Origin of the sequence: Comamonas sp. wu1-DMT, from assembly GCF_040187805.1 — a bacterium.
In the GTDB taxonomy this organism is placed as follows: domain Bacteria; phylum Pseudomonadota; class Gammaproteobacteria; order Burkholderiales; family Burkholderiaceae_C; genus Comamonas; species Comamonas thiooxydans.
Genome location: NZ_JBANEM010000003.1, coordinates 82,557 through 102,446, shown reverse-complemented (window position 1 = coordinate 102,446; position 19,890 = coordinate 82,557). Strand labels below are relative to the sequence as shown.

General features: G+C 63.6%; 18 protein-coding genes. 7 read left to right on the top strand and 11 right to left on the bottom strand.

Features of this window, described 5'->3' with window-relative positions:
• The first annotated feature begins 17 nt into the window (after window positions 1–17).
• Together V8Z78_RS06450 and htpG are read left to right on the top strand one after the other, a co-directional pair.
• Window positions 18–2,024 carry a pseudouridine synthase gene (locus V8Z78_RS06450; RefSeq protein ID WP_349731101.1) on the top strand — a complete coding sequence of 669 codons (2,007 nt, stop codon included), beginning with the start codon at window positions 18–20 and terminating at the stop codon, window positions 2,022–2,024.
• 313 nt (window positions 2,025–2,337) lie between these two features.
• Entirely contained in the window at window positions 2,338–4,287 is a 1,950-nt protein-coding gene (gene htpG, locus V8Z78_RS06445) for a molecular chaperone HtpG (protein ID WP_179626948.1), read from the top strand.
• A gap of 113 nt (window positions 4,288–4,400) precedes the next feature.
• Here htpG and V8Z78_RS06440 read toward each other — a convergent pair whose 3' ends face one another.
• Window positions 4,401–5,609 (bottom strand): MFS transporter, encoded by a 1,209-nt coding sequence (locus tag V8Z78_RS06440; protein WP_349731100.1) that lies wholly within the window; start codon window positions 5,607–5,609, stop codon window positions 4,401–4,403.
• A gap of 21 nt (window positions 5,610–5,630) precedes the next feature.
• A complete protein-coding gene (locus V8Z78_RS06435; RefSeq protein WP_003068672.1) occupies window positions 5,631–6,125 on the bottom strand; it encodes a RidA family protein in 495 nt (164 codons plus the stop codon).
• A 200-nt stretch (window positions 6,126–6,325) separates the two neighbouring features.
• Between V8Z78_RS06435 and soxR the strand changes: the two genes are divergently transcribed.
• Window positions 6,326–6,793, top strand: coding sequence for a redox-sensitive transcriptional activator SoxR (gene soxR, locus V8Z78_RS06430; RefSeq protein WP_003068674.1), 468 nt, complete (start codon window positions 6,326–6,328; stop codon window positions 6,791–6,793).
• A 6-nt stretch (window positions 6,794–6,799) separates the two neighbouring features.
• Here soxR and V8Z78_RS06425 read toward each other — a convergent pair whose 3' ends face one another.
• A complete protein-coding gene (locus V8Z78_RS06425) occupies window positions 6,800–8,008 on the bottom strand; it encodes an MFS transporter (protein WP_080944384.1) in 1,209 nt (402 codons plus the stop codon).
• A 120-nt stretch (window positions 8,009–8,128) separates the two neighbouring features.
• Between V8Z78_RS06425 and V8Z78_RS06420 the strand changes: the two genes are divergently transcribed.
• Window positions 8,129–8,836, top strand: a complete 708-nt coding sequence (locus tag V8Z78_RS06420) for a TetR/AcrR family transcriptional regulator (RefSeq protein WP_003068679.1) — start codon at window positions 8,129–8,131, stop codon at window positions 8,834–8,836.
• A gap of 11 nt (window positions 8,837–8,847) precedes the next feature.
• Window positions 8,848–9,336 carry a hypothetical protein gene (locus tag V8Z78_RS06415; RefSeq protein ID WP_502878835.1) on the top strand — a complete coding sequence of 163 codons (489 nt, stop codon included), beginning with the start codon at window positions 8,848–8,850 and terminating at the stop codon, window positions 9,334–9,336.
• A gap of 22 nt (window positions 9,337–9,358) precedes the next feature.
• On the opposite strand, the gene V8Z78_RS06410 is transcribed toward V8Z78_RS06415, so the two are convergent.
• The gene (locus V8Z78_RS06410; protein ID WP_046460512.1) at window positions 9,359–10,393 is read right to left on the bottom strand and encodes a serine/threonine protein kinase; all 1,035 of its coding nucleotides are present in this window, start codon (window positions 10,391–10,393) and stop codon (window positions 9,359–9,361) included.
• A gap of 176 nt (window positions 10,394–10,569) precedes the next feature.
• On the opposite strand from V8Z78_RS06410, the gene V8Z78_RS06405 reads away from it, so the two are divergent.
• Window positions 10,570–11,235 (top strand): 2'-5' RNA ligase family protein, encoded by a 666-nt coding sequence (locus V8Z78_RS06405; RefSeq protein ID WP_003068686.1) that lies wholly within the window; start codon window positions 10,570–10,572, stop codon window positions 11,233–11,235.
• Here the strand turns inward: V8Z78_RS06405 and V8Z78_RS06400 are convergent.
• From V8Z78_RS06400 to V8Z78_RS06380, 5 genes are all read right to left on the bottom strand, one after another.
• Complete coding sequence (locus V8Z78_RS06400; protein ID WP_349731099.1) at window positions 11,232–11,648, bottom strand: organic hydroperoxide resistance protein; 417 nt, start codon at window positions 11,646–11,648, stop codon at window positions 11,232–11,234. The genes V8Z78_RS06405 and V8Z78_RS06400 overlap by 4 nt on opposite strands.
• A gap of 52 nt (window positions 11,649–11,700) precedes the next feature.
• A complete protein-coding gene (locus V8Z78_RS06395) occupies window positions 11,701–12,174 on the bottom strand; it encodes a MarR family winged helix-turn-helix transcriptional regulator (RefSeq protein WP_179626944.1) in 474 nt (157 codons plus the stop codon).
• A 154-nt stretch (window positions 12,175–12,328) separates the two neighbouring features.
• Window positions 12,329–13,654 (bottom strand): serine hydrolase domain-containing protein, encoded by a 1,326-nt coding sequence (locus V8Z78_RS06390; protein WP_349731098.1) that lies wholly within the window; start codon window positions 13,652–13,654, stop codon window positions 12,329–12,331.
• A 21-nt stretch (window positions 13,655–13,675) separates the two neighbouring features.
• A complete protein-coding gene (locus V8Z78_RS06385) occupies window positions 13,676–14,491 on the bottom strand; it encodes a crotonase/enoyl-CoA hydratase family protein (RefSeq protein ID WP_039050101.1) in 816 nt (271 codons plus the stop codon).
• 75 nt (window positions 14,492–14,566) lie between these two features.
• On the bottom strand, window positions 14,567–15,415 hold the full coding sequence (locus V8Z78_RS06380; protein WP_003068696.1) for a 3-hydroxybutyryl-CoA dehydrogenase: 849 nt from the start codon (window positions 15,413–15,415) through the stop codon (window positions 14,567–14,569).
• 195 nt (window positions 15,416–15,610) lie between these two features.
• Between V8Z78_RS06380 and V8Z78_RS06375 the strand changes: the two genes are divergently transcribed.
• Entirely contained in the window at window positions 15,611–17,203 is a 1,593-nt protein-coding gene (locus V8Z78_RS06375) for a GMC family oxidoreductase (RefSeq protein WP_179626942.1), read from the top strand.
• Between the two features lies 1 nt (window position 17,204).
• Here the strand turns inward: V8Z78_RS06375 and V8Z78_RS06370 are convergent, their stop codons facing one another.
• Window positions 17,205–18,419, bottom strand: a complete 1,215-nt coding sequence (locus V8Z78_RS06370; protein WP_179626941.1) for a GGDEF domain-containing protein — start codon at window positions 18,417–18,419, stop codon at window positions 17,205–17,207.
• Window positions 18,420–18,428: 9 nt separating this feature from the next.
• Window positions 18,429–19,880: an AMP nucleosidase gene (locus V8Z78_RS06365; RefSeq protein ID WP_034354761.1), complete on the bottom strand. Its 1,452-nt coding sequence runs from the start codon at window positions 19,878–19,880 to the stop codon at window positions 18,429–18,431.
• Between the last annotated feature and the right edge of the window lie 10 nt (window positions 19,881–19,890).

Below are 19,890 nucleotides of genomic sequence, written 5' to 3'. Positions count from 1 at the left end.
GAGACAATTACGCCCAAATGTCAGTCAAACCTCCTAAAGAGTCCGGCGCCCCTGGTGCTGGCAAATCCTCCGCGCCCTCGGATTCCTCGTCGGCGCGCCCTGTTTTGCGTGCACCGGCCAGGCCAGCCAAGGCCGAAAAGCCTGCGGCAGCCCGTGGCTCCAGGCCTGCTGGCGGCACAGATCGTGGCCCGCGCGGCGAAGGCCCGCGTGGCGAGCGTGGCGCACGCCCTCAGCGTGAGCGCGACGAGCGCCCTCGTGCTTCCGGTTTTGGTCGACCGGACGGCGGCCGTCCTGCTCGTGACGACGGTGAACGTCGCGGCGGCTTCTCGCAGCGTGATGAGCGCCGTCCCCGCGCCGATCGCGACGAAGGCGGCGAGCGCCGCTTTGGCGGCGGTGACCGCGGTTTCCGCCCCTATGGCGAGTCGCGTGATGGTGATCGCAGTGGCGAGCGCCGCGAGTTCCGTCCTCGTGACGACCGCCGTGATGACCGCCCTCAAGGCGGCCGTGACTTTGGTGACCGTCCACGTTCGTCCGGTTTTGGCCGTCCCGACCAGGGCCGCTTTGAGCGCTCCGAAGGCGGCGAGCGTCGTGAATTCCGTCCTCGTGACGACCGCCGTGATGACCGTCCTCAAGGCGGTCGTGACTTTGGCGACCGTCCACGTTCGTCCGGTTTTGGCCGTCCTGACCAGGGCCGTCCTGAGCGTTCCGAAGGCGGCGAGCGCCGTGAATTCCGTCCACGCGACGGCGAACGTCGTGGCGGTGGCGGTGATCGCTTTGAAGGCCGCCGCGATGAGCGTCCTCAGGGTCGTGACTTTGGTGACCGTCCGCAAAACCGTGGTTTTGGTCGCCAAGACCGCTCCGAAGGTGGCGAACGCCGCGAATACCAGCCCCGTGATGGCGAGCGCCGTGGTGGCGATCGCCCGCAAGGCCGCGACTTTGGTGATCGTCCGCAGAACCGTGGCTACGGTGACCGTCCCGAAGGCCGCTCCTTTGATCGTGACGACCGTCGCGGGGATGCCCGTCGCGGTAACGACCGCCGCAACGACGACCGCCGCAACGACGACCGCCGCAACGACGAGCGCCGTGGCGAACGCCGCGACGAGCGTGGTGGCGAGCCTGAAAAGCGCCATATCCCCGGCTCGTTTGTGTCGGAGGCCACACGCCGGCCCACTACCGGTATTCGCACCTATCGCCCCGCAGCCGATGGCTCGGATCGCGCAATTCCCGTCAAGCGTGCGCCCGAAGTGGAGGCGCGCCAGGACGATCGTCCCGGTGCCGTGCGCATCAACAAGCGCATTGCCGACATGGGTATGTGCTCGCGTCGCGAAGCCGATGAGTGGGTGGAAAACGGTTGGGTCACAGTCAACGGCGAAGTCGCAACCATGGGCCAGAACGTGGTGCCCGGCGACAGGATCGAGATCGACCAGAAGGCTCAGGAGCGCCAGGACCAGCAGGTCACCATCCTGCTGAACAAGCCCATGGGCTATGTCAGCGGTCAGGCCGAGGACGGCCATGAGCCCGCCGTGGTGCTGATCACCAACGAGAACCGCTGGAACGAAGACCGCAGCAAGACGCGCTTCAACTTCAGCCAGCTCAAGGGCCTGGCTCCCTGCGGCCGTCTGGACATCGACTCCGTGGGTCTGCTGGTGCTGACGCAGGACGGCCGCGTGGCGCGCCAGATCATTGGCGAGGACTCGGAAGTCGACAAGGAATACCTGGTGCGAGTGACCTTCGGCGATCGCGACGTGGATGTGCAGTCCGTCTTCCCCGAGGAAAAGCTGGCTCTGCTGCGCCACGGCCTGTCGCTGGACGAGCAGCCGCTCAAGCCGGCCCAGGTGGACTGGCAAAACCCCGAGCAGCTGCGCTTTGTGCTGACCGAAGGCAAGAAGCGCCAGATTCGCCGCATGTGCGAACAGGTCGGCCTCAAGGTCGTGGGCCTCAAGCGCATCCGCATCGGCGGCGTGACCCTGGGCAATCTGCCCACCGGCCAATGGCGCTATCTGGCTGCGCATGAAAACTTCTGACACCCCCTGAGGCGCTTCGCGCCTTCCCCCTCTCTCTTTGGGAGGGGGACGACAGCCTCGCTGCGGGACGGCGGGGCCGCCCAGGCCCTTGCTCGCTGTCTCCGGTTGTGGGGTGCGCCAGTTTTTCAGTGAAATTGGCCTATGCCCCTTTATTGATAAGCGCAAGTAGCTATTCTTTTTGAATAAGCGCTTGCGCTTTTTTCTTGCCCGAATAGCCCTTGAAATATCAGGGGCAGGCCCTAGCTATGACTGCGAATCGCCTTGAGAGGTTCTCCGGGCGGCTTTTGATTTTCAGTTTTTCGCTCACAAAGACATGACAAAGCAAACCCATTCCTTCCAGGCCGAAGTGGCCCAGCTGCTGCACCTGGTCACGCATTCGCTGTATTCCAACCAGGAAATCTTCCTGCGCGAGCTGATCTCCAATGCTTCGGATGCTTGCGACAAGCTGCGCTTTGAAGCGCTGGGCGACGCCAGCCTCTACGGCGATCAGCCTGAGCTGGAAGTGCGCGTTTCCTTCGACAAGGCTGCCCGCACGCTGACCATCACCGATACCGGCATCGGCATGAGCGAGCAGGAGGCCATCGACAATCTGGGCACGATTGCCAAGAGCGGCACCAAGGCCTTCATGGAAAAGCTCAGCGGCGACCAGAAGGCCGATTCGCAATTGATCGGCCAGTTCGGCGTGGGCTTTTACTCGGGCTTCATCGTGGCCGACAAGATCACCGTGGAAACCCGCCGCGCCGGTGCTCCGGCATCGGCCGGCGTGCGCTGGATCAGCGGCGGCACGGGCGACTTCGAGATCGAGCAGATCGAACGCGCCCAGCGCGGCACCAGCATCATCCTGCACCTGCGTGAAGATGCCGAGGAGTTTCTCAACGGCTACAAGCTCAAGCAGGTCATCTCCAAATATTCCGACCACATCAGCCTGCCCATCCTGATGGAAAAGGAAGAGTGGAAGGAAGGCGAGAACGATCAGCCCGGCGAGATGGTCAAGACCGGCGAATGGGAAACCGTGAACAAGGCCAGCGCCCTGTGGACCCGCGCCAAGAAGGACATCACGGAAGAGCAGTACAAGGAGTTCTACAAGGCCATCAGCCATGACTTCGAGGACCCGCTGACCTGGAGCCACAACCGCGTCGAAGGCAATACCGAGTATACGCAGCTGCTCTACATCCCCGCCAAGGCCCCGTTCGACCTGTACCAGCGCGACAAGCACGCCGGCATCAAGCTCTATGTGAAGCGCGTCTTCATCATGGACGATGCAGAAGCGCTGATGCCCCAGTACCTGCGCTTTGTAAAGGGCGTGATCGACTCTGCCGATCTGCCGCTGAACGTGAGCCGCGAGCTGCTGCAGGAAAGCCGCGATGTGCGCCTGATCCGCGATGGCTCGGCCAAGCGCGTGCTGTCGATGCTGGAAGACCTGGCACGGCACGACAGGCACGAAGCTGCGGCCGAGGCTGCCGATGGCGTGCAGGACGTGGTCAGCGAAGAGGACAAGGCCAAGGAAGGCAAGTTCACACAGTTCTACAACGAGTTCGGCGCCGTGCTCAAGGAAGGCCTGGGCGAGGACTTCGGCAACAAGGAGCGCATTGCCAAGCTGCTGCGCTTTGCCACCACCACGCACGAAGGCCTGAACACCTCGTTTGCCGACTACAAGGCACGCATGAAGGAAGGTCAGGACGCGATCTACTACATCACGGCCGACACCCTGGCTGCGGCCAAGAACAGCCCGCAGCTCGAAGTGTTCAAGAAGAAGGGCATCGAAGTCCTGCTGATGACCGATCGCGTGGACGAGTGGGCGCTCAACTATCTGCACGACTTTGACGGCACGCCGCTGCAGTCCGTGGCCAAGGGCGCCGTGGATCTGGGCAAGCTGCAGAACGAGGAAGAGAAGAAGGCCGCCGAGGAAGCCGCCGAAGCCTTCAAGCCCGTGCTGGCCAAGCTCAAGGAAGCACTCAAGGACCGTGCCGAAGACGTGCGCGCCACCAGCCGCCTGGTCGACTCGCCCGCCTGCCTGGTGGTCAGCGACGGCGGAATGAGCCTGCAACTGGCCCGACTGCTCAAGCAGGCCGGCCAGGCAGCGCCCGAGTCCAAGCCGGTGCTGGAAGTGAACCCCGATCACGCCCTGGTCAAGAAGCTGGACGGCTCGGTCCACTTCAACGATCTGGCCCAGATACTGTTCGACCAGGCCGTGCTGGCCGAGGGCGGCATGCCCGAAGATCCGGCTGCTTATGTCAAGCGTGTGAACGCGCTGCTGGCCTGAGCGGTTCGTTCTCCCCGATAAAAATCCCCGCAGAGTGGTGGCTCTGCGGGGATTTTTTCATGATTTCTGGCTGTATCGCTTATGGGTAGAGTGCTAACAGCTATCAAAATTGATTAGCTGCGTGAACGTTCAAGCAGGCTGCGATCCCAGAGCACCATGGTCAGGGTGAGCAGGCCCAGCAGGCCGCCCATGAGACTGGTGCCGGTCCAGCCATGGTGTAGCCAGGCCCACGAGCCCAGTGCCGAACCGAGGGAGGCGCCGAGGAAGTACGTGGTCATATAGACGGCATTGAGGCGCGATCTGGCTTCGGGCGCCAATGCATAGACCACGTTCTGGTTGCTGATGTGCAGGGCCTGCAAGGCTCCGTCGACCACCAGTAGGCCCAGCATGAACCACCAGATGCTGCTGCCGCCCAGCCACAGGCACAGCCAGCCCAGCAGCATCAGAATGGCGCCGGCCAGCGTGGTGGACTGCTCCAGCCCTTTGTCGGCCATGCGGCCTGCCACATTGGCCATCAGTGCGCCGGCAATGCCGACTATGCCGATCAGGCCGATCATGAGATCCGAGAGTTCAAAGCCCGGCCCGGCCAGCAGCAGCGCCATGGTGGAGAACAGCACGCTCACGGTGGCAAAGCCGGTGCCGCCAATCAGCGCGCGGCTGCGCAGGCGCGGATGCCGGCGCAGCAAGTCCCCCAGGGACTTCATGACTTCGCCATAGCTGACGGGAGCGGCGGGAGCCGCCTTGGGCAGGGCACGTGCCAGCAGCAGGGCCATGAAGACCGTAGCGATGGCACCTGCCCAGTAGACGGTGCTCCAGCCGCCCAGATCGGACAGGATCCCCGCCACGCTGCGCGAGGCCAGAATGCCTATCAGCAGGCCGCTCATGACCAGCCCTACGGCGCGGCCGCTGGTGCCGGGGGCGGCGAAGGTGGCCGCCATGGGCACCAGTACCTGGGCGGCCACCGAGAAGACACCGGCCATCAGCGTGCCGGCAGCCAGCAGCGCAAAACTGCCTGCCAGGCCGCTGATACCCGAGAGCAGCATGCCGCAGGCGGCCAGCAGCATCAGCGTCAGAACCAGGCGGCGGCGCTCCAGCATATCGCCCAGCGGCACGAGAAACAGCAGCCCCAGGCCGTAGGAGACCTGGGCCATGGTCACGGTGCTGGAGGCCTGGGCATCGCTGATCTGCAGATGCCGGACCATGGAGTTGAGCAAGGGCTGGTTGAAGTAGTTGGCTCCGGCGCACAGACCGCAGGCCGTGGCCATGAGCAGCAGGGTGGTTCTGGAGAGGACGGTAGTGGCCGCTGGTGTTGTGGTCTTCATGAGGCGTTCAGGTGCAGGGTGTCAGGCGGGAGTGGCGGCTTTGGCGCCCACCGCCATGGGCAGGGCCGCCGTGGCCTCCACCTCGATCAGCATGCCGGGCAGGGCCAGCTTGGGCACGGGAATCAGCGTGCAGGCCGGAAAGCGCGGCCGCTGGTCGCCGGCCTCGCCGCTGCCCCAATGCTGTCTCACGGCGCTTTGCCAGTGCTCGAAGCGCTCCAGCGAATGATCGACGATGAGCACGGTGAGCTTGAGCACATGGCCCATGTCCGCGCCGCCGGCGGCCAGGGCGGTCTTGATATTGGCCAGAGCCTGCGCAGCCTGCCGGGCAAAGCTGTCTGGCAGCTCGGCCAGGGCGTTTTCTCCGCCCTGGCCCGAGACGAAGAGCCAGCGCAGCGGCTCCTGGACGGTGACCACGTGGGTGTAGCCATTGGGCAGGCTGTCATAAAGACCGGCGGGCTGCAGATAGCACGGTTGCGGGGAAGGGGCTTGGGCAATGAAACTGGGCTTGGCGTCCATGAAAGTCTTTCAGGCAAGGCGGCTTCGGCAGGGCCCGTCAGCGGCAGGCCTTTGTTTTGGAAGCTGCTGGAATTGTTCAACCTCAACTAAGCTTGAGGTCAAGCGGTTTGTATGACCACACAGGATTGCGGTCATGGCGGCCAGGCAGGGACAACGGGAAGCAGCGGGAGATGACTGTGCAGTGTGAAGAGGCTGGCGATATGAATGGATGCGGCAGCGGCCTGGTGGCCGAGGCTGAGGGAATGCCGGATCTCAGTGTGGGAGAGGTCGCCAGCCGCAGCGGGGTGGCGGTATCGGCCCTGCATTTCTATGAGAAGCAGGGCCTGATCGAGAGTGCGCGCACCGCAGGCAATCAGCGCCGCTATGCACGAGCGGTGCTGAGGCGGGTGGCCGTGATCAAGGTGGCCCAGCGCATGGGAGTGCCTTTGGCCGAGATCGCGCAGGCACTGGCCCATCTGCCGGCCAACCGCGTGCCCGGCAAGGCCGACTGGAGTCGCCTGTCCTTGCATTGGCAGGCACAGCTCGATGCACGCATCGCGATGCTGACTCAGCTCAGGGATCAGCTCGATTCCTGCATAGGCTGTGGTTGCCTGTCTCTGCAGGCCTGCCCGCTGCGCAACGACCATGACTGTCTGGCGGCGCAGGGAGCCGGCCCGCATTTCAGATAGTCGTGCCTACTGGCGCGGAACGGGCAGCACGCGTGCCCTTGCGCTGATGATGCCAAGCAGTGCGGACAGCAGGCCCAGACAGGCACAGAAGGCTATCAGTGCGCCCGTCAGCCCGATATGGTCGGACAGCCAGCCCATGCCCAGGATGGGGACGATGGTGCCTACATAGCCCACGACCAGATAGGTGGAAAGCAGGCCAGTGCGGTTGACGGGCTTGGAGACCTTGTTGACCACGGCCATGCCCGACAGATTGCACAGTGCATGACCGCAGGACATGCTCAGAACACTCAGAGCGAACAGCCATGGCGAGCCGGCAAACAGATTGAGAACCAGCAGGGCATTGGTCGCCGCCAGGGCGAAGAAGCCGATGATGATCAGTCGCTTGGTGGGGTAGGGTCGGGCGACGAGCTGGATGCCGGCCGACAGAAACAGGATGACGCCAATGGACAGACCAGAGACTGCCGGTCCGTGCCAGGGCAGCATCTGGGCCATAAAGCTGGGGGCCATGGCGGCAAACAGGCTGAACATGCCGAAGGCGGAGAACGCCGCCATGCAGCCCAGCGCATAGTGGTAGAGAAAGGGCTTGCGCGGCTGGGAGATGCTGGGCAGAACATCTTTCAGCGTCAGGCCGGGAGCGTTGTGGACAGGCGCACTGGTCGCCGGCAGCTGGATCTTGAACAGCGCATGGATGCCCAGAAAGCTCAGGGCGATGGGCGGCAGATAGCTGCTGACCAGGGGGAATGGCACCCATTGTGCTATCAGGCCGCCCACCACGGGCCCCAGGCCGAAGCCGAAGGCAATCGTCAGGCTGGTGGTCGCAGCCGCACGCTGCAGGTCCCCCTTGTTGTTGAGCTGGGTCATGCCTATGGAAGCCGAGGTGGTGATCAGGCCCGAAGCCAGGCCGATGACGAAGCGGGAGGCACCCAGGCTCCAGGCATTCCAGGACAGGGCCGAGCCGATGACGCCCACGGTCATCACCATCAGTCCCAGGCGCAGCACTTTGAGAAAACCGAAGAGGTTGGTCAGACGGCCCAGAAACAGCAGGCTGATCAAGGCGCCCAGCATATAGGTCACGAAAATCTGCGTGATATGGCTGGGTTGCAGCCCCCAGGCCTGCTGGTAGAGCGGGTAGAGCGGGCTGGCAAGCGCCGTTCCCATGACGCCGACGCACATGGAAAAGCAGACCCAGGCATAGGGGCTCAGACGGGATTGCATTGGGAAGGCTTTGGTGGAGCAGTCATCCGCATGCCCGGTGCGGGCAAGTCGGCTTGGCCTAAAATTATTAAAAATGACTAATTGGTCAATTTTATGAATTCTAGAAAAGGATTTCAGCGCATGGCGAATGGCGCAGCGGCTGCCCCTTGCGCAGACCCGGATATCGGCACCCAGGCAAAGCGTCAGCGGCGCACGCGTGGCCCGAGTCTCGACAAGACAGCGCAGACCCGTCAGCAGATTGCGGAGGCCGCACTGGCCGAGTTCGTGGAGTGTGGCGTGGCCCGCAGCACCATGGAGCGCATTGCCTGCCGCGCGCAGGTGGCCAAGGGCACGCTGTATCTCTACTACCCCTCCAAGGACGAGCTGCTGCGGGGTGTGGTGGAGCATGCGCTGCGGCACTCGGCCGTCTATCAGCCGCTCCGGCGCCGCAAGGGCGAAACGGTGCGCTCCTTACTGCGCCGCAGTCTGCTGCCGACGCTGGAGGCCGTGGACAGCAGCGAGCGTGGCATGCTGGCACGCCTGGTGCTCAGCGAGGCACGGCATGCGCCCGAGCTGGCCAGACTGTACAAAGAGCTGGCTTTTGATGCCTGGCAGAACTATGTGCAGGACTTGCTGGCGCTGGCCGTGAAAGAGGGTGAGCTCAAGACCCGCTCGGTCAGCCGCAGTGCCCAGTTGCTGGCCAGCCCGTTCTGGATGGCGCTAGTGCACAACAACCTGCTGGCCTCCGAGGGCTCGCAGAAACTGGCCCTCAAGCCGCTGGTCGAGCTACTGATTGATAACCTTTTTGCGGGCACGGCCGGTGACAATGCGGCTGTCAAACGTCAGTGAGAGTCAGTGAGATGAATTCCATGCCAGTCACCATCAAGCCCGGTCATCACAGAATCCTGAGCACGGTTTGCGCCGCTGCTCTGGTGCTGGCCTTGCCCGCCTGCGGCTCCGTCGGGGCCGGAGTGGGCGTCGGGATTCCGGTGGGGCCGTTTTCCGTGGGCGTGGGTCTGGGTAGCGGCGGTCTCAGCGCAGGCGTCGGCACGGGCGTCGGGCCTGTCGGTGTGGGCGTAGGCGTCAACCAGCGCGGGCAGGTGCTGGGAAGTGCTGGTGTCGGCGCTTCCACTGGTGTGGGCGGTGCCAGCGTGGGTGTCGGGGTGGGATCCTCCACCGTGCTGCATGATCCCAACCGCCCGCAGGCACCGCAGGCACCGCAGGCACCGCAGGCACCGCAGGCGCAGCCCGCGCCGCCGCCGGCCCCCGCGCAGAGCAGCGATGCCGTGCAATGGCGCGATGCACGCGGGCAGCTCGTGCCCGAATGCCGCTTGCAGGGGCGCTGCTAGCTCTTTGCAGGTATTGACCGCCCTAGGCGTAGAGTGGCTCCTGCTGCATGGCTTCGATCTGTTCGTTCAGCATGTCTACCTGGCTCTGCCAGTAGTCTGTGCTGCCGAACCAGGGGAAGTTGATGGCAAAGATCGGGTCCTGCCAGCGGCGCGCCAGCCAGGCGCTGTAATGCAGCAGGCGCAGGGTGCGCAGCGGCTCGATCAGTGCCAGCTCGCGCCGGTCGAAGCTGCGGAACTGTTCATAGCCTTCGAGCAGGGCCGACAGCTGCTGGGTCTGCTGGCCCCGGTCGCCCGAGAGCAGCATCCACAGATCCTGCACGGCAGGACCGCTGCGTGCATCGTCCAGATCGACAAAATGCGGGCCGCCGTGGCCTTCGTCATCCAGCGGCGTCCAGAGAATGTTTCCCGGGTGGCAGTCGCCATGCAGGCGAATTTGCGTTGCAGAATGCAAGCCAAAATGGCCTGCGGCGCTTAATCCGTCAGCGGATGGTGCTATTAATGAGAGAGCTTTGTCGCAAGCCTGCTGCCAGCGGCTGCGCACTTCGAGCGCCACGACCTCATGTTCGAGCAGATAGTGCATGGATTCGTAGCCGAAGCTTTTCAGGTTCAGCGCCGGACGATGCGCAAAGGGCCGAGCGGCACCCACGGTGTGGATGCGGGCCAGAAAGCGGCCTGTCCATTCCAGCACCTCCCAGTCGTCCAGCTCGGGGCGGCGCCCGCCGCGCCAGGGACTGATGCTGAACAGAAAGCCCGCATGTTCATGCACGGTCTGCCCTTGCAGCACCAGCGGCGCAACCACGGGAACTTCCCCGTCCGCCAACTCCTGGGAGAAGGCGTGCTCTTCCTCGATCTGGGTGCGGCTCCAGCGGCCGGGGCGGTAGAACTTGGCGACGACCTTGTCGCCCTCGTCCTGGTGGGCCAGATAGACGCGGTTCTCATAGGAGCTCAGCGCCGTCAGCCGTCCGTCCGGCACAAGGCCCGTGCTGCACAGCGCATCGATCACGCAGTCCGGCGTGAGGTCCGCATAGGGGTGAGAGGGGTCTTGTGTATCGCTCATCCCTGCATTGTCAGGCCCAAACAGGCCAGTCCGGGTCGGACGGGGTTGCGCATACGCCGACAAGATTGCTTTTGATTTGATAGCGGTACCCATTTGACAGGCCAGGCTTGGCGGCCTGAAGAGTGGGAAAACTGTCCTGGTGCCGTGCATGCGGCCGAAGCTGGCACACTGCCCGCATGCAAGAGAGCGAAGAACTTTCACAGCCCTGCGAGGACCGGGATTTTGCCGAGTGGCACAAAGGCTGCCCCTGGTGCGCCGTCTGGGTGGTGATGCTGCAAGGCCCTGACCTGGAGTCCTTGCTGCAGCAGGCCAGATCCAGACTCGGTGATGCCCTGTTGCCGCGCCATGCGCGCCAGCCGCATATCACGCTGGCCTATAGGGGGCTGTGCAGGGGCGGGGACAGGCATGAGGCGCGGGAATATGACCGGCTGGCGCTGCGCGCCGATGTCGCCATGCTGCAAAGCCTGCGGCTGCGCCCTTTTGCCGTGCAAGTCGCGGGGGCTGGCAGCTTCACCACCGTGCCTTATCTGGGCGTCGGCCGGGGGCAGGAATGCTTGCAGCGCCTGCATAAGGCGCTGGTGCCCATGGAGCCCGCGCCGGGCTGGCGCTATGTACCCCATGTGACCCTGGGCCACTATGCGAGACGGCTGCCACTGCGAGAGGCTGTGGACAAGTTGCTGGCACTGATCCAGGACTTGCCGGTCTTCGAGGTAAGGGTGTTGGCGCTGGCCCGCTATGCGGCGGCCGATATTGCCGGGCCGCTGACGCTTGAAGGCATCTTCGAACTGGGCACCGGGCGCTATGTTGCAGCGCCCGGTGCCCTGTGGCCTGAGCCGCTTTAGGCGATGGTCAGCGTCACGTCGATATTGCCGCGCGTGGCGTTGGAGTAGGGGCAGACCTTGTGAGCGGCGTCCACCAGTTGCTGGGCCGCAGCCTTGTCCATGCCGGGCAGGCTGATCTTCATGCGCACGGCGATGCCGAACACTTCGCCCACGGGGCCCAGATCGACTTCTGCGTCTACCGACAGGTCGGCAGGCAGGGTCAGCTTCTGGCGAGCGGCCACGGCCTTCATGGCGCCGATAAAGCACGCGGAGTAACCGGCAGCAAACAACTGCTCGGGGTTGGTGCCCTTGCCGGCGCCGCCGGGCGAGCTCAGCTGGATGTCCAGACGGCCATCATCGGTGCGCGAAGCGCCTTCGCGGCCGCCGGTGGTGTGGGTGTGGGCGGTGTAGAGAACCTTGTCGAGTTGGGCCATGGTGTCTTCCTTTGCGAGATTGCCCGGCAATGCGGGCGGGTGGAGGAAATCGTCAGGAGTGGCTGCGGCGCGGTGCCAGCCGTGCGCGCAGTGTGCCGAGCTGGCCCGTGAGAGCCTGCAGTTCGGGCAGGGTGCACTGCGTGCTCCGAAGCACGCAGGCAGGTATTTTTTCGGCTTCGGCGCGCAGTGCCCGGCCGGTATCCGTGAGGGCGATGCGCACGCGGCGTTCGTCCTGTGCATCGCGCTGGCGTGCCAGCAGGCCTGCGCTCTCCAGTCGCTTGAGCAAGGGCGTCAGCGTGCCTGAATCCAGGTAAAGACGTTCGCCCAGTTCCGAGACCGTGAGCTGGTCACCTTCCCATAGCACCAGCATGACCAGGTACTGAGGGTAAGTCAGGCCTATGGCATCCAGCAAGGGTTTGTAGAGCTTGGTCATGGCCAGCGATGCCGAGTACAGCGCAAAGCAGACCTGATTGTCCAGGCGCAGCAGCTCGGAGCCGTCGGGGAGAAGGTCGTTATCGGATCGCATGGGCTGAATTATTGCAGACAATTAAATTGTGTGCAATTTAATTTGCAGATCACCAAACCGCAGGAGACAGTGCAGAGGTCTGGTGCAATGCAAACAGGCTCCGTGAGCGGAGCCTGTCGCGGCTGAGGCTGTCTCGTGCCTAGCGGGCAAGTGCCTAACGGGTGGTCAGTGCATCGGCCAGCGCCTGGTACATGGGCAGGCTGGTCGGGTCTATGCCCGCATTGCCAGCAATCGGGTGGGAGGCGTAGCGCACCACCACCATCTGGGCCTTGGGGTCGATGTAGATGGCCTGACCGTGAATGCCGCGCGCCATATAGGCCCCGTTGGGGTTGTGCGAGACCCACCACATATTGCGATACGACCAGCCGGGCAGCGTGGCATAACCGGCCTTCACGAACTTGGCCGGGTCGGCGCCGCGGCGGATGTCCTGGACCACGGCCCTGGGCAGCACCTGCTGGCCGCTGGCGGCGCGGCCTTCGTTGCGCATCAGCTCGCCGAAGCGGGCCAGGTCGCGCAGCGTGGTGTTGAGCCCGCCGCCGCCCGATTCCGTGCCTATGCGATCCACCATGAAGTAGGCGTCCTGCTCGGCTCCGATGCGGCTCCAGATGCGTTCGGACAGCAGTTGGGCCAGAGGCTTGCCGCTGGCGCGGCGCACGATCCAGGCCAGAACTTCGGCGTTGACTGTCTTGTAGGCAAATCCCTGGTCATGCTCGCCCTCTTTCTGCAGGGTCTGCAGAAATTCGTAGAAGCTCCTGGGCCCGGCATAGTCCTTGCCCTGGGGCATCATGCCGCCGGCGCGGGCGTAGTCCCAGACTTCGGCCTTGGGATCGGCGTAGTTCTCGGAGTACTTCACACCGATCGTCATGTCCATCACCTGGCGCACCGTGGCGTCGCCATAGGCGGTGTTCTTCATCTCGGGCAGATAGTCGGTCACCGGTGCCTCGGGCTTGATGAGGCCCTCGTGGGCCAGCAGGGCGGCCAGGGTGCCGACAAATGACTTGGTGACCGACATGGCCAGGTGCGGGCGCTGCGGCTCCAGCGCACCCAGATATTTCTCATAGATCACTCGGCCCTTGTGCATGACCAGAATGCCGTCGGTGTAGTTGCGATCCAGTGCCTGGGCAAAGGTCAGCTCCTCGCCCGTGCCCATGACCTTGAAGCGCACTTGCTCGATGTCGACCGGAGCTGAGCGCAGGGCGCTGGGAGCGCCCGGGCCGCGCCAGACATTGGCCGTGGGCGTGATTTCGCGGATATGCGAGAAGGTCCAGCGTATTCGCGGAAAGGTGTTGCCCACGGGGTTGTCGAAGGTGATGAGCTTGTCGGCAGCGGGCGGAAAGCCCTGCATCCAGCCCATGGCCCGTACGCTGGTGCTGGCCGGGTCGGGCAAGGCGGGTGCGGCAGCCTGTGCATAGACTACAGAAACCATAGCTGTCAGCGCAAGTGGCACAAGCGCTTTGCGCGAAAAAGACTTCAAGCTCATCATCACCTCTTGGACTTGGGGTTAACGACCGGTAAAACGGGCTGGGCGTTTCTCGATAAAGGAGCGCACGCCTTCGGCGGCGTCCTCACTGTTGGCTAGGCGCTGCTGCACGGGGATGAAATCGGCCACGGCGGCGGCCTGGCCCAGCTCTATGGCCTTGAGGACATTGAGGCGCGTGGCCACCACGGCCTGCGGCGCCTGGGCGGCAATGCGCTCGGCAATGCGAAAAGCTTCGTCCAGTTCCTGGCCTGCAGGCACCACTTTTTGCACAAAGTGGCAGCGCAGGGCTTCGGCTGCATCGAAGGCGTCGCCGGTCAGCAGATGCAGCATGGCATTGCCCACGCCGGCGCGCTCGGGCATGCGCAGCGTGGCGCCGCCCGTGGGCATGATGCAGCGCTGTACTTCCATCTGTGCAAAGCGGCTGCTGTCGGCTGCGACGACGATATCGGCGCCCAGCATCAGCTCTATGCCGACGGTAAAGCAGATGCCCTTGACGGCTGCGACCATGGGCTTGGTGCGGCGGCGGTAGCCGGGCAGGCCATAGTCATGAGGCTCCACGAGACCTGCAGGGATGACCTTCTGGCCGCTTTTCATGAACTCGGCGATGACAGGCAGATCCAGTCCCGCCGTGAAATGTTCGCCGAAAGCATGGAGCAGGCCCACGCGCAATTCTGGCTCGTCGTCGAGCCGGGTATAGGCCTCTGCCAGTTGCTGGAACATGGCCGGCGTCCAGCCATTGCGCTTGGCTGGGCGGTTGATGCCTATCAGCAGCACATGGCCGCGGACTTCACAAGAAATGCAGCCCTCGGGCGGAGGGCTGGGATGGTCGATTTGCATGGCAGGTCTCCTGCTGCAACCTTAGACGGCTGTCGCAGCCGCCGCAGTCGCGCACAAGACCTGGAGGCCGGCGATTTAGTAGGTGTAAACACCCTGGCCGGTCTTGCGGCCCAGACGACCGGCAGCCACCATTTCGCGCAGCAGGAAGCAGGGGCGGTACTTGCTGTCGCCGAATTCCTTGAGGTAGACCTCCATCACGGCCAGGCAGACGTCCAGGCCGATCATGTCGGCCAGGGCCAGCGGGCCAATCGGCTGGTTGCAGCCCAGCTTCATGCCGGCGTCGATGTCCTCGGCCGAGGCCGTGCCTTCGCTGAGCACCTGGAAGGCCTCGTTGATCATGGGCACCAGAATGCGGTTGACCACAAAGCCGGGAGCGTTCTTGACGGTGATGGGCGACTTGCCCAGTTTTTCCGACAGGGCCTTGACGGCATCGTGGGTGGCGTCGCTGGTCTGCAGGCCGCGGATGATCTCCACCAGGGCCATCATGGGCACGGGGTTGAAGAAATGCATGCCGATGAACTTGTCGGCACGCTGCGTGGCAGCTGCCAGCTGGGTGATGGAGATGGACGAGGTGTTGGTGGCAACGATCACGTCCTGTGCCAGCAGGGTATCGAGTTGCTTGAGGATCTTGACCTTGAGCTCGTAGTTCTCGGTGGCGGCTTCGATCACCAGCTGGGCCGACTTCAGATCGTCGTAGCTGGTCGAGGTCTTGATGCGTGCCAGCGCTGCGTTCTTGTCGGCTTCGCTGATCTTTTCCTTCTTGATCAGGCGGTCCAGGCTGCCGGCCACGGTGGCCAGGCCTTTTTGCACGGCGGCCTCGGAGATGTCCACCATCACCACGTCGATGCCAGACACGGCGCAAGCCTGCGCGATGCCGTTGCCCATGGTGCCGGCGCCGATGATGCCTACGGTTTGGATTGCCATTTTTTGTCTCCATTCAGATAAGTGCGTTTGAACGGGAAAATGTTATCCCGGTTCTGACCGGGTTTGACCCTAGTCGGGCATGGTTGGGGTGTTAAGAGTCATCACGATGACAGTATTTTTTCTGCACGACCGTGTTTTTCCGCGTTTCGCCGCTGCAGACCTCTGGTCAGAATTTGCGGCAAAAGGAGTGCGGACATGCGTGACTATCTGGTAGTGGGAGGCGGCTCCGCTGGTGCGGTGCTGGCAGCCAGGCTCAGCGAGAACTCGCAGGTCAGCGTGACCTTGCTGGAGGCCGGTGGCGAAGACAAAAGCGTGCTCATCCACTGCCCGGCAGGGCTGGCGCTGATGGCCAAGCAGAAAAACTTCAACTGGGCCATGAGCACAGTGCCGCAGGCCGGCCTCAATGGTCGGCGGGGCTACCAGCCGCGCGGCAAGGTGCTGGGCGGCTCCAGCTCCATCAATGCCATGATCTATCTGCGCGGCCAGCCCGCGGACTACGAATATTGGAGCGCTCAGGGCAATCCAGGCTGGGGCTGGAGCGATGTTCTGCCCTATTTTCTGAAGGCCGAATGCAATGCGCGCGGTGCAGATGTGCTGCATGGCGCAAGCGGCCCTTTGCATGTCAGCGATCTCTGCGACCCGAATCCGCTGGCGCAGGCCTTTGTGCGCGCAGGCGTGCAGGCCGGTCATGCGCACAATCCGGACTTCAACGGCACAGCTCAGGAGGGCGTGGGTCTGTATCAGGTCACGCATCACAAGGGCGAGCGCTGCAGTGCCGCCAAGGCTTATCTGACACCGGTGCGAGGCAGCAGGCCCAATCTGGAAATCCTGACCGGTGTGCAGGTGCTGCGGGTGCTGATGGAAGGTCGCCGAGCTGTCGGAGTGGAGTATGTGCAGGGTGGTCAGACCCGGCAGCTGCGCTGCCGGCGCGAGGTTTTGCTTTGTGCGGGGGCGCTGCAGTCGCCGCAGCTGCTGATGCTCTCTGGCATAGGGCCGGGCGAGCACCTGCAGCAAACAGGCGTTGATGTCGTGCATCACCTTCCCGGTGTGGGCGAGCATTTGCATGACCACCCCGATGTGGTGCAGGTGGTGGACGGCCCGCAGATGACGGACAGCTTTGGCCTGTCGTTTGCCGGCCTCAGGAATGTCTGGCAGGGCATGGGACGCTGGCGCAATGAGCGCCGGGGCATGCTGACCAGCAACTTTGCCGAGGCCGGCGGCTTTGTCCGCAGCGGGCCGCAGGAGCGTGCACCCGATCTGCAGCTGCATTTTGTGGTGGGCAAGCTGGTCGACCACGGTCGCAAGACGGTGCTGGGTCACGGTTATTCCTGCCATGTCTGTCTGCTGCAGCCAAGGAGCCGGGGCAGCGTGAAGCTGGCCTCTGCCGATGCCAGAGCCATGCCGCTCATAGACCCTGCCTTCTTTGCCGAGGCCGACGATATGCAGCGCCTGGTGCGCGGCGTACGCCGCATGCGCGAAATTCTCGGGCAGCCTGCGCTGGCCCGTTTCGAGGGGCGGGAGCTGGAGTATTCGGCACAGGCGCGCAGCGATGCGGAGATCGAGCAGTTCATCCGCAATTACGCCGACACCATCTATCACCCTGTGGGAAGCTGTCGCATGGGGCCTGGCGTGAAGGATGTGGTCGATGCACGCTTGCGGGTGCATGGCGTGCAAGGGCTGCGCGTGGTCGACGCATCGGTCATGCCGCGCATCGTGAGCGGCAATACGAATGCGCCGACCATCATGATCGCCGAGAAGGCGGCAGATCTGATCAAGGCCGAGTGCTGACTCAGGCCAGCGGAGCCAAGTCGGAGGGGGCATGATCCTCGCCGGGCGGAGGCGTCAGAGTGGTGCATTCCACCCTTCCCCGGCCCTGATTCTTGGCATGTTGCAGGGCGGTGCCGGCATGGCTGGCCAGCTCGTTGAGGCTCAGGCTCTTCCAGGCTGAGGGGACCAGGGCACAACCCGCACTGAAGTCCAGATCCATCTGCAGTTCGTACTGCGCGCCGATCTGGAATGCGGACTGGATGCGGGTCAGCAGCGACCTGACACCCAATTGATCGGCGTGAATCAGCAGGCAAAAGGATTCACCCTGCCATCTGGCCACGACCTCGTCGCCGCGCATCTGCTTTCGCAGAGTGCGTGACATGAGCTGCAGCGCCGCGTCTCCGGCCTGATAGCCATGGCGGCTGTTGACCCGGGAAAAGTGATCCATGTCGATCAGAATCAAGGCCAGCGGCAGGCCTTCGCGTCGAGCTCTGTTCAGCATGAAGCGGGCCTGGTTCTTGATGGCCTGGCGCAGCGGCAGGCCGGTCAGGCTGTCTTCTGGTGCGTTTGCGGATCGCTGGCGGACTTCTTCGTCACGGCAGGCCATCAGGATCGATACGAAAAGAATGGCGGAACCCATGGGGATCAGCCACGAAAGCAGCATATGTGGGCTGGGTTCCTCTGCAAAGCTGCGCAGCCAGGGAGCGTTCAAGGTGAAGTAGCCGCGTATGAGCAGAATGCTTGCGATGCAAAGGCCAGCACCCAATAGCAGATAACGCCAGGCCGTGGCCGAGTTGGTTTGAGGCGATAAGGTCAGGCAGACCAGAGTGACAAGGCTCAAGCCGTAGCTGATATTGAACCAAGCCAACCGGTAGGGCTTGCTCTCGATCAGAACCAGCACGCCCGCAAGTGTCAGCAGGCACAGAACGGCCAGGGAGCGGGTGAGTATCTTGTTGCGAGGTCCAAGCCAACCCTTGAGTGCTTTATGCAGCTGCCACAGTGCGCCGGTTGCAGCAGCGGCACTGGATATCGACAGCAGCGCATTCCATGTGAAGGGGAGTACATGCCCGGCGCAGAAGACGAGCAACCAGGCCAGCCCCTGCAAAAGTAGGAATTGCTGAGCATTTCTGGTCGCCCGGCTCATTTGCTGACCCATAAACCATGGCAGTGCAAAAGCGACCGTCATCAAATTGACGGCCACCATCAATGTCATGGAAAACGGGTCGGTTTCCGGCATGGCTGGGCTTTACTGGAAGGCCACTTCGTCAAAGCTGCGCAGCTTGCGGCTGTGCAGGCGGTCGGAGCCGCCTTCGCGCAGTATGTCGACGGCACGCATGCCGATGCGCAGGTGCTGGTCCACACGCTCTCGATAGAAATGGTTGGCCATGCCAGGCAGCTTGATTTCGCCGTGCAGCGGCTTGTCGCTCACGCACAGCAAGGTGCCATAGGGCACGCGGAAGCGGAAGCCGTTGGCGGCAATGGTGGCCGACTCCATATCCAGCGCCACGGCTCGACTCTGGCTGAAGCGGCGCTGGGGCAGGTTGTCGGGCAGCAGTTCCCAGTTACGGTTGTCGGTGCTGGCCACGGTACCGGTGCGCATGATGCGCTTGAGATCGGCACGCTCCATCTGCGTCACATCGGCCACGGCCTGCTGCAGCGCGACCTGGATTTCGGCCAGCGCAGGAATCGGCACCCATAGAGGAAGCTCTTCGTCCAGCACATGGTCTTCACGCACATAGGCGTGGGCCAGCACATAGTCGCCCAGCTGCTGGCTGTTGCGCAGGCCTGCGCAATGGCCCAGCATCATCCAGGCATGGGGGCGCAGCACGGCGATGTGGTCGGTGATGGTCTTGGCATTGGCCGGGCCCACTCCGATATTGACCATGGTGATGCCGCTGTTGTCCGCGCGCACCAGGTGGTATCCCGGCATCTGCGGCAGGCGCGGCGGCGCCGTGCCGAGTTCGTCGACGGCTTCCGCGGGCAGGCCGGCGCGGCGGGTCACCACATTGCCGGGTTCGACAAAGGCAATGTATTCGCTGTCCTCCTTGGCCATTTCGGCGTGGCCCAGGCGGATGAATTCGTCGATATAGAACTGGTAGTTGGTGAACAGCACGAAGTTCTGAAACCAGTCGGGGGCCGTGCCTGTGTAGTGGCGCAGGCGATGCAGCGAGTAATCCACGCGCGGGGCGGTGAACAGCGACAGAGGCAGGGCCTCGCCTGCCGCCGCGCGCCAGGTGCCGTTGGCGATGCCGTCGTCCATGGATTCCAGGTCGGGCAGATCGAACACATCGCGCATCAGCATGCGGCGCTCTGGCGAGAGAGAGCCTTCGATATGGTCGTTGTCGGCGAACGAGAAATGAATCGGGATGGGTTTGTCGCTGAGGCCCACTTCGATGGGGACCTGGTGGTGCAGGATCAGCAGGCGCAGTTGCTCGCCGAAGTAGCTGGCAAACAGGTCGGGCCGGGTCAGCGTGGCCTCGTAGGTGCCCGGGCCTTCCACAAAGCCGTAGGTCAGCTTGGTATCGGCTTGCGCCACCGTGGTGGTCTTGATGCGTACGAACGGGTAGTAGGCATGAATGGGCGCGGCCGGAGTTTCACCCGCCACGAAACGCTGCATGGCAGCTCGCAGATGATCGATTTGCTCGCGGTACAGCTGCTGCACATGGGCCAATGCCTGAGGGGCATCCGTATGAAACATGCTGCTGCTT

Bases quoted from the DNA above. Each gene is read 5' to 3' on its own strand.
- V8Z78_RS06365 (WP_034354761.1), bottom strand. From the start codon at position 19,880: ATGTTTCATACGGATGCCCCTCAGGCATTGGCCCATGTGCAGCAGCTG.
- V8Z78_RS06385 (WP_039050101.1), bottom strand. From the start codon at position 14,491: ATGCAAATCGACCATCCCAGCCCTCCGCCCGAGGGCTGCATTTCTTGT.
- V8Z78_RS06425 (WP_080944384.1), bottom strand. From the start codon at position 8,008: ATGCAATCCCGTCTGAGCCCCTATGCCTGGGTCTGCTTTTCCATGTGC.
- V8Z78_RS06370 (WP_179626941.1), bottom strand. From the start codon at position 18,419: ATGCCGGAAACCGACCCGTTTTCCATGACATTGATGGTGGCCGTCAAT.
- V8Z78_RS06440 (WP_349731100.1), bottom strand. From the start codon at position 5,609: ATGAAGACCACAACACCAGCGGCCACTACCGTCCTCTCCAGAACCACC.
- V8Z78_RS06390 (WP_349731098.1), bottom strand. From the start codon at position 13,654: ATGAGCTTGAAGTCTTTTTCGCGCAAAGCGCTTGTGCCACTTGCGCTG.
- V8Z78_RS06395 (WP_179626944.1), bottom strand. From the start codon at position 12,174: ATGCGATCCGATAACGACCTTCTCCCCGACGGCTCCGAGCTGCTGCGC.
- V8Z78_RS06380 (WP_003068696.1), bottom strand. From the start codon at position 15,415: ATGGCAATCCAAACCGTAGGCATCATCGGCGCCGGCACCATGGGCAAC.
- V8Z78_RS06435 (WP_003068672.1), bottom strand. From the start codon at position 6,125: ATGGACGCCAAGCCCAGTTTCATTGCCCAAGCCCCTTCCCCGCAACCG.
- V8Z78_RS06420 (WP_003068679.1), top strand. From the start codon at position 8,129: ATGGCGAATGGCGCAGCGGCTGCCCCTTGCGCAGACCCGGATATCGGC.
- V8Z78_RS06450 (WP_349731101.1), top strand. From the start codon at position 18: ATGTCAGTCAAACCTCCTAAAGAGTCCGGCGCCCCTGGTGCTGGCAAA.
- V8Z78_RS06410 (WP_046460512.1), bottom strand. From the start codon at position 10,393: ATGAGCGATACACAAGACCCCTCTCACCCCTATGCGGACCTCACGCCG.
- soxR (WP_003068674.1), top strand. From the start codon at position 6,326: ATGAATGGATGCGGCAGCGGCCTGGTGGCCGAGGCTGAGGGAATGCCG.
- htpG (WP_179626948.1), top strand. From the start codon at position 2,338: ATGACAAAGCAAACCCATTCCTTCCAGGCCGAAGTGGCCCAGCTGCTG.
- V8Z78_RS06405 (WP_003068686.1), top strand. From the start codon at position 10,570: ATGCAAGAGAGCGAAGAACTTTCACAGCCCTGCGAGGACCGGGATTTT.
- V8Z78_RS06415 (WP_502878835.1), top strand. From the start codon at position 8,848: ATGAATTCCATGCCAGTCACCATCAAGCCCGGTCATCACAGAATCCTG.
- V8Z78_RS06400 (WP_349731099.1), bottom strand. From the start codon at position 11,648: ATGGCCCAACTCGACAAGGTTCTCTACACCGCCCACACCCACACCACC.
- V8Z78_RS06375 (WP_179626942.1), top strand. From the start codon at position 15,611: ATGCGTGACTATCTGGTAGTGGGAGGCGGCTCCGCTGGTGCGGTGCTG.